Here is a 12,576-nt window from a genome sequence, read left to right on the forward strand (position 1 = left end):
GCCCCCGTCGCTGCGCTCCTCCCCCGGGATATTTTTAGCAAGAAGAAGAGGGGGGATCAGGGCAGGCTGAGCTGAGCCATTCTTCCTCCATCGACGGTGTAAACTTGCCCGGTGATGAAAGAGGCGTCTTTTGAAGCCAGGAAAGCCACCAGCGCAGCAACTTCTTCGGGATTGCCGGTTCGCGCGACGGGGTGGATGCCTGCAATTTCTCGGCGAAAAGCCTGTGGGTCTGGCATGCTGTCGATGAAATCTTCGTTCAATTCGGTGTCAATCCAGCCGGGCGCGACGGCGTTGCAGCGGATGCCCTCGGGACCGTGATCCACGGCAACCGCGCGTGTCAGCCCATGCAACCCGGCTTTGGAGGCGCAATAGGCGGTGTGGCCCGGATTGCTCCCAAACCCCTCGATGGAACCCACGTTGACGATACTGCCCTTGGTGTCGCGCAGGTGGGGCAGGGCGGCCTGGATCATCAGGAACGGTGCGGTGAGGTTGATGGTGAGCGTCCTGTTCCAATCAGCAAGGCTCATGTCCTCGACCCGAGCTTCTTGCATCTTACCTGCATTGTTCACGACAGTGTCGAGTTGGCCCGTTTGAGCGATAATATCAGAAATCACTTTGCCGGGCGCATTTGGGTTCGAGAAATCAGCAGTGACTTGTTCGAATTCGGGATCAATGCCTCGCTGTGCTGTGAAGACCCGTGCGCCTTCGTCACGCAGGCGGCGGGCGATGGCCTGACCGATGCCGCTGCGTCCGCCGGTGACCAAGGCGACCTTTCCGTCGAACCGTTTCATGAGACCGGCTTACCTCCGTTCACTTCGACCAGGGCTCCGCACATGTAGCGCGCAGCATCTGAGGCCAGGAAAAGCACAACATCTGCAATGTCATCGGGTTCGGCGATCCGGCCTAGTGGCACGGATTGGCCCAGTTTCGCGACGGCTGTGTCAGGATCAAAGCCGCGCTTTTCGAACCCGCTGCGCAACATGGGTGTGTTCACCTCATTCGGACAGACCGCGTTGATGCGGATGCCTTGGTGCGCGTGGTCCATCCCCATGCATTGGGTCAGTGACGCGATCGCCGCCTTGGTCATGCAATAAAGCGCGTGGTTTGGCCCCGGCGCTTTTCCGCCCCAACAAGAGGCGGTGTTGACGATTGCGCCGCCGCCGGATTCCGCCATCAGCGGGATCGCGGCGCGGCAGATGCGGAACGGTGCCTCAACGTTGACGCCCATCGACAGTTGCCAATCGGCATCCGAAGTTTCTGTGACCGGCCCTCGGGTAATCACGCCCGCGTTGTTGATCACAATGTCCAGGCCTCCGAGCGCCTCGATCGCTGCGGCGGGCAGGCCATCGGCATAACTCTCATTCAGCAGATCACCGGGCAGGTGGGCGTCCGCGTCGACACTATCTGTCATGCGGTCTGCCACCGCGACTTGAGCCCCGGCCGCGCGTAAGCGATTGACGATGGCGGCTCCGATACCGCCTGCGGCACCTGTGACGAGGGCGCGTTTCCCTTGAAAATCCATGCTCGACCTCTTGTTGTCAGAACTCTGCGACGGGTGGCCCGAACAGGGTTTCATCCGGTGTGATCCCCAATCCCGGACCGGTTGGAACTGCGATGTGGCCACCTTCGACGCGGATGCCGTTTGCGGTGTCATAATGCCCCTGGATGTAAGGCGCGGCCAGCCAAACCCCTTCGAGCAGATCGGGGCGGACGGTGGCCCCGATATGGGTGCAAGCGGCGGCGATGATGTCCCCGCCCCAGCTGTCATCGCAGGTGTGCGGCAGGTTGCGCGCCTCGCAAATGTCGCGGAAGGCACGCATCGGGTGCAAGCCGCCGATGCGGGTGACCTTCATGCCGAACCCATCCACCAACCCGGTTCCAGCGGCGGTGATGACAGTGTTCAGCGAGGTGCTGCTTTCGTCCATGTAAAGACCATGGGTGATCTGCGGGCGGATCTTTTGCAGATCCTCAATCGTGTTGCAGGGCTGTTCCATGATGAAGGGAACATCGGGGCATTCCCGGCTGACCCGCAACGCGTCGCGCGTTGTCCAACCCCGGTTGCCATCGGCCGCTAGGCGCATACCTGAGCCTTGGACGACCTCCCAAACCTTACGGATGACCTCGACGTCGATCTCGACCGGACGCCCGCCGACTTTGATCTGCAGGCGTGGGTACCCTTCGGCCATCTTGTCGCGGGCAAGCCGAGCGATGTCATCCGGAGTGCCGACGCCTGTGGCGTAGTAGGACGGCACACGGTTGGTCGCGGCCCCACCGAGCAGTTCGGACACGCTGACACCCAGGTGTTTGCCCAGCAGATCATGCGCCGCGATGTCGATGGCCGCCTTGGCGTAGTTGTGCCCGTTGAGCAGGCCGTCCATCGCGCGATGTAGGGTCAATGGGGCGACCTCTGTCCCGATCAGATCCGGAGCCATCTGCATAAGGGCCGCACGCGCGCCGCCTGCGTGGGATTCGGCATAGGTTGGACCAACAGGGCATGTTTCGCCCCAGCCGATCAAACCGGTGTCCGAGACCATTTTGACAAGCGTCGTGTCCAGTGCCCAAACCTGCGCCTTGGCCATGGTATAGGGGCCATTTTTGACTGGAAGGTCGTGCTGATAGATGTGAATTTCGGCGATCTTCAAAGGGGACCCTCACGAAAAAAGGCCCGCCCGTTGTCGGGGCGAGCCAGTAGGGGAGTGAATTAGTAATCTTGGTTCAGCTCGTCGGCGGCCGGGATTTCTCGTTCGCGCCGAGCGATATAGTCCAACAGCTCTTCGTTCTTGGCGATGTCGAGGGTTGGCTCCTGATACTCAGACAGCAGCTTGCGGGCGTGGTTCAGGGCGCGTTCGGTGATCTCGACACTGCCTTCGGCCACCCATTGCTCGATCGAGTTGTTGTCGAACATATCAGGCATGAAGAACGCTTCTTGGAAGTTTTCTTGCGTGTGGGGATGCCCCAGATAATGACCGCCCGGACCCACATCAGGAACAGCTGACAGAGCCTGATCGAAATCACCCCATTTGGGACCTTCGGCCATACGATAGGCCATTGCGCATTGTTCGGCGTCGACGATGAATTTGGCTGTTGAGCAGTGCATCCCGGCCTCGTTCCAGCCCGCGCTGTGCCAGATGTAGTTGGCGCCGGCATGCATGACAGCTTGCAGCGTCGTCGCCGATTCATACCCGGCCTGAGCATCGAACGTCTTGGCCCCACCAAGCGTGTTCGAGGTGCGCCATGGCACACCGTAATAGCGCGCCATCTGGCCGATCATGAAGTTCATCAGCGAAATCTCGGGCGTGCCGGCCATTGGCGCGCCAGATTTCATCGACACGGTCGACAGGTAGTGACCATAAATCGCCGGTGCACCCTTGCGGATCACCTGGGTGTAGGCCAGCGCGCTCAACGCCTCCGCGTTCAACTGCGCGACTGTGGCGGGAACGCTGGCGGGCGTGTTGGCACCGCCCAAGACAAAGGGAGAGCAGAGCACGGGCTGGTTACGACGGCAAAACGCCCGCATTGCCCCTAACATGGTTTCGTCCCACACCAGCGGCGAGTTGCCGTTGCAGTTGCCGGTGGTGACGGGGTGCGTTTCCATGAACTCTTCGCCAAAGAGGATCGCGCACATGTCCATCACATCCTCGGCGTTCTTGGGCGAGGTGGTCATGCCCATGAACGTCTTGTCCGAATGCTTCATCGACGAATAGGTGATGCGCAAATGCCGCTGGCTGATCGGGTGATCGTAGGGTTCCACGATGTGGTGCGCCGAGGAATGCAGCGCAGGCATCATGTGCGATAGCTTGTGGAACATCGCCAAATCATCCAGCGTCGGGTTGCGGCGCACGTCATCCAGATCGCGCAGGAAGGGCGCGCCTGTCATCGGAACAAAGATTGAATGCCGACCGCCAAGGCGCACATTCTTTTTTGGATCGCGCGCGTGATAGGTGAAGTCCGACGGGATCGTTTTGATCAGTTCGCGAACCAAACCGCGGTCCAGATACACCAGCTCGCCTTCGACCTTGGCCCCGGCCTTTTTCCAATCCTCCAACGCAATGGGATCACGGAACTGGACCCCCACGTTTTCCAGAATGTCCATCGACGCGTTGTCGATGCGCTCGACCTGGGCCCCGTCCATCACCTCGCATAGAGGGATCTTGCCGGTCAGGCCGGGCAGCATGTCGAATTTCGGGGCCGTGCGCAGGGCGCGGCGGGCTTGCCTGCCACCCGAACGGGCGCGCGGCGCAGTGGCGAGTTGGGTCATGGCGACGATCTCCTGTTTGAATGCAGCATGCCTGTCGCATGGGCCGTTTGACGTGCAGGTTTCCGAAATGTGGATGCAGAAACCGACATGTCATCGAACGGGACCGGCAAAAACCGCCGCTCCCGTGTCGTGTTTGTACAACTAGCGTTTTCCGGCCACGATCCGGTCGAGAATCAGGGCGCAGAACAGGATTGCCAATCCGGCCAGAATGCCCTGACCCGCAGCGGCGTATTGCAACGCTTCCAGAACGTCCTCGCCCAATCCCTTGGCGCCGATCAGCGAGGCGACAACCACCATCGCCAGCGACAACAAGATTGTCTGGTTCACGCCGGCCATGATCGTTTTGTGCGCCAGCGGCAGATCCACGCGCCAGAGCAGGTAGCGGGGGGTTGCCCCAAAGGCCATTGCCGCCTCGCGCACGGTTTCCGGCACCTGTTGCAGGCCCAGAACGGTAAAGCGAATGACCGGCGGGCTGCCAAAGATCATGGTCGCGACGACGCCTGCCGGCTTACCGGACCCGATGAACGCGACAACCGGGATGAGATAGACGAAGGACGGCATGGACTGCATGAAGTCCAGGATCGGACGAACCACGGCAAAGACCTTGGGCCTGCGCGCGCAGTAGATGCCAAGCGGGATGCCAAGTGTGATCGAAATCAGCGCTGCGGCCCCGAGCAGCGCAATCGTTGTCATCGCCTTTTCCCAGAAATCGAGCAGGCCAAGATAGGCCAGAGCAGCGCCGGTAAAGATCGCGACACGCGGGCCAGCGGACAACCAGGCCAGCATGACAATGACGAGGGCCACAACCGGCCAGGGGGTGTCGACCAGGACAACCTCGATCCAGTCAAGCAGAGTGCGCATGCCATAGGTCAGCCCGTCAAAAAACCCGCGACCGGCGGTTTTGGTCCAGTCGAACGCCACCTGAATGCCGTCGCCCACGTTCAAACGCCAATCACGGTTGGTGGGGAACTGTTTGAGCAGGCCGATAGCGTCAGGCTGCGCAAACTTGATGGTCGACAGAACCGTGACCGCTCCAAATACGGCAATGGACAACCCCATCCGGGGTATTGACCAGCCGCTGGCCACCGACCGATCCGAGCGCCAGCGGGCGAATTGCCCCTCTAGCGTCCAGTTGGCGACCGAGGCCGCGAGCCCTTTAACTGCGAGCAGCAACACAACGCCAACGATAAGATAGACCGTCCCGCTGGCGTCAGCCGCGGCTGCCGTGGCCTGCGCCTCGGTCATTGCGTTTTCCAACGAGGTTGCAGCGCGTTTCAACGCGTCAAGCGAGCCGGAACCAGAGGCTTCGGCCGCTTCGATCTGCTGACGACGCAGTTCCAACGTCTGTGCGATCTGATCGGCGCGGGTGCGCGCCTCGCGTCCCAGATCGCCAAACAGACCCTGACCGATTTGGATCCAGGCCAGCGTTTCCAGCACCATGAAGCTGAGGAACCAGGACCACAGGCCGCGCGCCCCGAACCAGATCGGGCCGAGCAAACCGGCGGCGATGTTAAAAGTGAACCGGAACCCGGGTGCTTCCATCATGTAGGCAAAGACCTGGCGGTAGTAGTCCTGCCCTTGTCCAACAAACTCTCCGACCAGACCGGACAGACGTTCGGCGGTTTCAGGTTGGATGTCTTTCACGTCCACATGTTTCATGTCCGCCCCTCCTTAGGCCTGGTTGTCCTGGATGGATTGGATCAATCGCGTTCGGTCGATGATGCCCAGAATGTTTCCATCCTGTTTGACCGCGATAACCCCGTGCCCCTTGACGCTCAGCTCCATCAGGTCGGGTAGGTCCATGTCGGGGTGCGCTTCATGGCAATCATCGGGCAGTGAGCCATTTGCGGCCTCGTATTCTGCGACCGGCACCACGATGGCATGGGCAAAAATCATGTGAAGCTTGGAGATGCCGGCCACAAAGTCGGCGACATAATCGTCGGCGGGGTTCAAGATGATATCCTCGGGCGTACCGACCTGCACGATGCGCCCGTCTTTCATGATCGCGATCCGGTGACCGATGCGAATGGCCTCATCCAAATCATGGGTGATGAACATCGTGGTTTTCTTCAACTCACGCGACAGCGCCATGAACTGATCCTGCAGCTGCTTGCGGATAAGCGGGTCAAGGGCCGAGAACGGTTCATCCATCAGCAGGATTTCTGGGTCGGCGGCAATGGCACGGGCCAGTCCCACACGCTGTTGCATCCCGCCCGAAAGCTCGTGCGCGTATTTGTCTTCCCAGCCCGACAGTTCGACCAGATCAAGCACGCGGTCGGCCTCTTCCCAGCGGCGCGCCTTGCCCGTGCCGCGAATTTCCAGCGGCATCGCCACGTTGTCACGTACTGTGCGGTGCGGCATCAGACCAAAGTTTTGAAACACCATTGCCACGCGGCGATTGCGCAGGTCACGCAGCCCATCATCACTCAGCCCCATGACATCATCGCCGCCGATGTAGATGTGCCCGTCGGTGGGCTCCAGCAGGCGGTTCACGTGCCGGACGAGGGTCGACTTGCCAGAACCCGACAGGCCCATGACGCAGAACAGCTCGCCGGTTTCGATCTTGAAACTGGCATCCGCAACTCCGACTACGCAGTTGAACCGCTCCAGCACTTCGGCCTTGCTCAGGCCTTCGGCGTGGATGGCTTTCAGCGCCTCATCTGCATTGGAGCCGAACACTTTCCAAACGCTGCGTGCGTCGATTGCGATCTCAGCTGTCATCGTCCCCTCCTGATCTTCGTGCGTGGAAGTGGCCGATCCCCATAGGCGGGAATCGGCCACAGTTTGGCTCAGTTCAGGCCCAACCAGCCATCAACAGTATCGCCGTTGGCGGCGAGCCAATCGGACACGGCTGCGTCGATATCCTTGCCCTGGATCACGACCTGATAGGTCAGCTGCGACAGCTCATCTGCGTCCATGTCGATCTGGCTCAGGAACGAGGCCGCCGCCGGGTTCCGCTCTTCCAGCGATTTGGAATAGGCCACGGTCACGGTCTTGACCTGATCGCCTGTGGTGATCGACGATTTGTTGTACCAATCCGCGTCCTGATCAGGCTGTACGATCTTGTAGGTCGCCGGATCATGCTCGGGCTCTTCGATCATGGTCACGTCATACAAAGCATGCACGTAGTGCGGGCTGTAGCAGTAGAACACCACGCCCTGTTCCTGATCTACGGCATCCTTGAGGCGTGAATAAAAGACGGTTTCGTCTTCGGTTGACGGCTCCAGGAAGGTTTCGATCCCATAATCACGCACCTTGACCTTGTGCACGTTGGTCGAGGCCCAGCCAGAGGCACCGACCCAGATCTCGCCCTTGCCGTCGCCGTTGGTGTCGTAAAGCTCCTGCGCCATTGGCGTTGCCAGATCAAAGATCGACTTCATGTTGTGCTTGTCGGCCATGTAGGTGGGTGTGCAGAACCCTGCGCGGCCCTCATAGCTGCCCGACGACAGGGCAACAGAGCCTTTCTGGTCGACGTATTCGTCGGTGAACGACGACTGGTTCGGCAGCCAGACATCGGGATGCACGTCGATGTCGCCGCGTCCGCCGTCCATTGCAGCAAAGATGACGGCATTGGCCCCGGGGGCATATCCGGCCTCGCCCCCCAAACGGGTTTCGATGATTTGACCGATGACGCGGCTCATGATCTTGGCACCGGGCCAGCTGGGTTCGCCAACCATGACCTTTTCCTGCGCCATGGCACCGGTCGCGGCCAGGGTCAGGGCCAGCGATGCGGCAAGTGTTGTGAGTGTCTTCATGTGTCTTCTCCTCCTATTGGGTTCCCGGTTTCAAGCCCGGGCGCGTTTTCTTTGTGGGTCGATGAATGGGATGCCGGTGACGGTGCCGGTCAGACGCTTCATGCGTCCGTCCAGCTGGCCAATCTCCAGTTCGGTTCCGTCCTCGGCGTGCTCTATGGCCAGCCGCACGATGGCGATGGCCCGTTCCAAACTGGGGGACCGCGTCGCCGAAGTGACCTGACCAACCTGACGCTCGCCGGCAAAGACCGGAGCGCCATGAGCAGGCACGTCATCGCAGTTGATCAGCAAGCCCTTTAGTACGCGTCGCGGGTCGCGGGTGTTGCGGTCCAGCGCAGCCTTGCCAGTGAAGTCCGTTTTGGTCAGGTCAACGGCAAAGCCAAGGCCAGCCTCAAAGGCATCGACACCGGGCGCAAACTCGGCATTTGCGGCGGCCAGACCAGCCTCGATCCGGATGACTTCCAGGGCCGCAGATCCCATCGGGGTCACGCCAAATTCGGCCCCGGCGTCGATGATTGCGTCCCAGATGCGGGTAGCGTCGGCCTTGGCGCAAAAAATTTCGTAGCCCAGCTCGCCGGTATAGCCCGAGCGGGACAGCATGAAGGGCGCGCCTTCGCGGTCGTCCAGCCGAGCGACGGTTGCCCCGAACCATTTCAACTGATCCAGGGACGGTACATGCGGCTGGGTAAAGGCGATCTTGCGCAGCAGATCGCGGGATTTCGGTCCCTGGATGGCCAGGTTGGGCAGGGCGCCGCGCATGGCGTGGATGCGCACTTGCAGGCCCATCTCAGTGGCAAGTGCCTCAAACACACGCCCGCTTTCCTCGGACCCGCAGCACCAGCGGAACAGCTCGGACCCCATACGAAACAAGGTGCCGTCGTCGATCACCGTGCCGCTGTCATCGCAGAGCAGGCTGTAGGTCCCGCGCCAAACGGCCAGCTTTGCGATGTTGCGGGTCATGGCCTGTTGCAGCAGACGCTCGGCATCGGGGCCGATCACATCAAACTTGCGCAACCCGCTCATGTCCTGAACCGTGACCGCCTCGCGGCAGGCCCAGTATTCGCCCAAGGTGCCGTGGCTGGGGAAACTGACCGGCGTCCACAGGTCGCGGGCCGGGGCGAAATGCTCGGTCAACGGAGCAAGCCGGTCGTGAAAAGCCGATTCCTGGCTGATGGTCATCGGGGCGTCTTCCTTTTCGCGATAGGCAACCGCGCGCCGGATCGGGGCGTCAGGGCGGTAGATGCGGACGTGAATATCTGTGGGGTTCCAGCCGTTGATCGGGTCCAGATCGTCCGGGCAGGCCGTCGAGACACAAACCAAGTCATCCATCGCCCGCATCGCCACATAGTCGCCAGGGCGCGAACGGCTTTCTTCGGTTTGGATGTGGTGGCTGTGGGGATCGATCCAGGTGCTCCAGAAGAAGTTGATCGCGGGCCACGCAGCGCGACGAGCCACCCCAAACGGATCAAGCGCGTTCGTCATGTTGTCCGAGCAATTGATGTGACCGGGAAAGCCGCGTTCTTCGTAGCCGCGCGCGGTACAGGCCAATCCAAAGGTGTCATGCTGTCCGCATGTGTCCTGAAGAACGTTGAGCATCGGTCGCATTTCGCGGTCAAAGAACTTGTCCAGCAGGCCGGGACCGGGGTACGCACGCCGCACCATCGAGCGGGTCGCGGTGCTGTCGATCATCCACTCCTGACCCTTGTCCAGCCCATCCATGCGCAACGCCATGAAGTCCGAACACTGCTGCCCTTCGATGTCGACAATCTGGATGATGTCGCCTTTGCGAACCTCATAGGCCTGCCCGGTGCCCCGCGCGATGGTGAATTCGTCACGCACCTCACCCAAGGGGATTGGTAGGAGGGGGGTATTGCGGGACATGGGCTGGTGGACAAGCGACACAGAATTGAGACCGCGACCTGTCACCAGGTGATGGCTTGGCATCGGGCAAATGGCCCAACAAGTGAGGGCTTCTGTTGCCTTCAAGACAAGAGGTTCGCGGATGCCTTGAACGATGCAAATCGGAATGTCCTTGTCCGGGTCACCACCTTTACCTGCGATCCAGCCCAGGAATGCATCGATATCGACAAGCGTGCGATCCAGCGTGGCGTTGGCGGTCAACCCGATTGCCGACAGGGTGTCCTGGCCAAAGGTGTTGAACCCCGCCAGCCAAACAGAACTATCACCTGTCAGGTTGTGTAGGGACACCAAATCCCCCGGTTCCATATCGATCCGCACTGCATCGCGGGGCGAAAGGGCGATTGGCCGTGCATCGGCAGCGGTTTGAAACCCGGGAAAGCTCCGCCCCGGGCTTGAAAACCCGATGTTTGAAAACTCTCGCAAGATCGTGGGAGCGGACATCGAATCCAGCCTCCGTGAAAAATGTAACCAGTTACATAGGTTGATGTAACCAGTTACATGTGTCAAGAATTTATCTTGCAAGGGTTGGGAGACTGGGTATTTGGTAAGGTATGACTGACGTTAGCGGAAAGAAGCGGGTGAACCTGCGCGACGTGGCCAAGGCTGCTGGCGTATCGGTTGCGACGGTCTCGCGGGTTTTGAATTCGCCCAATGCAGTGACCGAAAAGACTCGCACCCGCGTTCAAGAGGTGATTGACCAGCTCAACTTTGTCCCAAGTGCCGCTGCGCGGGCGATCAACTCAGGACGTACGCGGTTTGTAGGGGCCTTGGTTCCGACGCTGGACAACGCGATTTTTGCCCGCTTTCTGGCGGCACTTGAACGGACGTTGGGCGAGCATCAATTGTCGCTGGTTGTGGCGACAACCAATTCCGATCAGGAACTTGAGGCCAACAAGGCCAAGGGTTTGCTCGACATCGGAGCCGAAGGGCTGATTGTATCGGGCATCACCCATAGTGCGGATCTGAGGGCGCTGATAGATCGCGCCCGTGTGCCAACGATTGCCACCTCGTATTTCGACAAGAGCTGCGCGTTGCCAACCATCGGCTATGACAATTGCGGGGCAGCATTGCTGGCACTTGAGCACCTCTATGACCTGGGACACCGACGTGTGGCTGTGGTACATGGCCCGGCCCAGAACAATGATCGAACCCAGGACCGGATCAGGGGGCTCAAATTGTTTGAGCAAAAGACCGAGCTGTCCTGGGTTGAGGCGCCGATTGGCCTGCAGGGTGGGGCCGAGGCCGCGCGCCAAGTTCTTTCACATGGCCCAAAGCCTGATGCGATTTTGTGCCTGTCGGACGTTTTGGCCATGGGCATGTTGTTCGGGTTGCAGGGTATGGGTGTGAGCGTGCCACAAGATCTGTCCCTGATGGGGATCGACGATCTGCCGGGCTCAGCCGTCACTGTGCCGCCCTTGTCCACAGTGCATTTGCCCGTTCACAGAATGGGCGAGCAGGCCGCAACCGCTTTGGCCAATTGGGTTGAACATGACACGCGACCGGATCACCAGCAGCTGGACGCCCACTTGATTGTCCGCGGGTCAACGGTTCGGCGCAAGCGAAACGGCTAGAACGGGATGCATCGCTTGCATTCCCTATCCAATCGGGGGATGCAGATATATGTCGCTTACTCTGCTCAGAACCCTGGTTGCCGTTGCGGATCGTGGTAGCTTTGCCGCCGCTGCCGATCAGGTTTGCGTAAGTCATGCTGCGGTCGGCCAGCAGATGCGCAAACTCGAGGAACTGGTCCAAACCGAACTGTTTGATCGGTCCGAGCGCTCTCCTCGTCTCAACGCTGTTGGCCTGGCTTTGGTCCCACGCGCGCGCGCGGTCCTTCAGGACTATGACCAAATGCTCGACGATCTGATTGGTGAGGCACGACTCTATGGAGAGTTGTCTTTGGGTGTGGTGCAATCGACGATGCGCGAACTTGTGCCTCGGGTGCTGAAACAACTGGTGGCAACCTACCCCCAACTTCACGTGCGCATCGTGCCGGGCTTGTCAGAAGAGCTGATCGAGCAAGTTGAAAGGCGCGGTTTGGATGCGGCCATTCTTGCGATTCCAGGATCCCCAGACCCAGGATTTGACTGGCGCCCCTTTGCTGTTGAACCCTTAGTTCTGATTGTTGCACCGGGTGCTGGGGAAACAGACGTCGATACTTTGTTGAAGACCCGGCCATTTATTCGCCACAGCAGGCGGGCCACCGTAGGTCAATTGGCAGATCGATGGCTGAGCAAGGCGGGCTATACGGTCGAGGCAACGATGGAGCTCGATTCGCTTGAATCCGTGGCAAGCATGGTGGCTCATGACCTGGGTGTGTCGGTGGTGCCAGATATCTGCGTGCCCGATACGGCGTTCTCGCAGCTACAGCGCATTCCATTGAACAGCTTCGGATTGGAACGTCAGCTGGGGATTCTGACACGGGCGGATTGCGCCAAGACACGTCTGGTCGAGGGGTTGCTTGCCGCCGTCACGCGCGTCGTCTCGGAAACGCGCGACGGCGGTGAATTTACGCCTGCACAGCCTTCATGAACCTGTCCTTGATGACGACGGGGTCCATTGTGATGACGGGCATTTTTGCGTTGCCGCTTTCGCATTTGCTGACGATCACGGTCATCTTGCCACCGTCCAGCGCCGCCTGCAGTG

At 60.2% G+C, this 12,576-nt stretch carries 10 protein-coding genes and 1 pseudogene; 2 read left to right on the forward strand and 9 right to left on the reverse strand.

The window, feature by feature from the left end:
• Window positions 1-56 precede the first annotated feature (56 nt).
• The 8 genes from TRL7639_RS22170 to TRL7639_RS22205 form a co-directional block, all read right to left on the reverse strand.
• Window positions 57-791 carry an SDR family NAD(P)-dependent oxidoreductase gene (locus tag TRL7639_RS22170; protein ID WP_085798095.1) on the reverse strand — a complete coding sequence of 245 codons (735 nt, stop codon included), beginning with the start codon at window positions 789-791 and terminating at the stop codon, window positions 57-59.
• A complete protein-coding gene (locus TRL7639_RS22175) occupies window positions 788-1,522 on the reverse strand; it encodes an SDR family NAD(P)-dependent oxidoreductase (protein WP_085798096.1) in 735 nt (244 codons plus the stop codon). The genes TRL7639_RS22170 and TRL7639_RS22175 overlap by 4 nt, the downstream gene beginning before the upstream one ends.
• 16 nt (window positions 1,523-1,538) lie before the next feature.
• Complete coding sequence (locus tag TRL7639_RS22180) at window positions 1,539-2,642, reverse strand: mandelate racemase/muconate lactonizing enzyme family protein (RefSeq protein WP_085798097.1); 1,104 nt, start codon at window positions 2,640-2,642, stop codon at window positions 1,539-1,541.
• A gap of 59 nt (window positions 2,643-2,701) precedes the next feature.
• Window positions 2,702-4,258 carry a trimethylamine methyltransferase family protein gene (locus TRL7639_RS22185; protein WP_085798098.1) on the reverse strand — a complete coding sequence of 519 codons (1,557 nt, stop codon included), beginning with the start codon at window positions 4,256-4,258 and terminating at the stop codon, window positions 2,702-2,704.
• 141 nt (window positions 4,259-4,399) lie between these two features.
• A complete protein-coding gene (locus tag TRL7639_RS22190; protein ID WP_085798099.1) occupies window positions 4,400-5,917 on the reverse strand; it encodes an ABC transporter permease in 1,518 nt (505 codons plus the stop codon).
• A gap of 12 nt (window positions 5,918-5,929) precedes the next feature.
• Complete coding sequence (locus tag TRL7639_RS22195; protein WP_085798100.1) at window positions 5,930-6,979, reverse strand: quaternary amine ABC transporter ATP-binding protein; 1,050 nt, start codon at window positions 6,977-6,979, stop codon at window positions 5,930-5,932.
• Window positions 6,980-7,047: 68 nt separating this feature from the next.
• Complete coding sequence (locus TRL7639_RS22200; protein ID WP_085798101.1) at window positions 7,048-8,013, reverse strand: ABC transporter substrate-binding protein; 966 nt, start codon at window positions 8,011-8,013, stop codon at window positions 7,048-7,050.
• Window positions 8,014-8,043: 30 nt separating this feature from the next.
• Window positions 8,044-10,371 (reverse strand): DUF1989 domain-containing protein, encoded by a 2,328-nt coding sequence (locus tag TRL7639_RS22205; protein ID WP_085798102.1) that lies wholly within the window; start codon window positions 10,369-10,371, stop codon window positions 8,044-8,046.
• Window positions 10,372-10,481: 110 nt separating this feature from the next.
• Here TRL7639_RS22205 and TRL7639_RS22210 point away from each other — a divergent pair, with 110 nt between their 5' ends.
• Window positions 10,482-11,501, forward strand: coding sequence for a LacI family DNA-binding transcriptional regulator (locus tag TRL7639_RS22210; RefSeq protein WP_085798103.1), 1,020 nt, complete (start codon window positions 10,482-10,484; stop codon window positions 11,499-11,501).
• A gap of 49 nt (window positions 11,502-11,550) precedes the next feature.
• Window positions 11,551-12,462, forward strand: a complete 912-nt coding sequence (locus TRL7639_RS22215) for a LysR substrate-binding domain-containing protein (protein WP_085798104.1) — start codon at window positions 11,551-11,553, stop codon at window positions 12,460-12,462.
• On the opposite strand, the pseudogene TRL7639_RS23415 reads toward TRL7639_RS22215, so the two are convergent.
• Window positions 12,440-12,576: pseudogene (locus TRL7639_RS23415) on the reverse strand (sulfopyruvate decarboxylase subunit beta); the annotation flags it as partial. The gene TRL7639_RS22215 and the pseudogene TRL7639_RS23415 sit on opposite strands and share 23 nt — an antisense overlap.

The organism is Falsiruegeria litorea R37, from assembly GCF_900172225.1.
In the GTDB taxonomy this organism is placed as follows: Bacteria; Pseudomonadota; Alphaproteobacteria; order Rhodobacterales; family Rhodobacteraceae; genus Falsiruegeria; species Falsiruegeria litorea.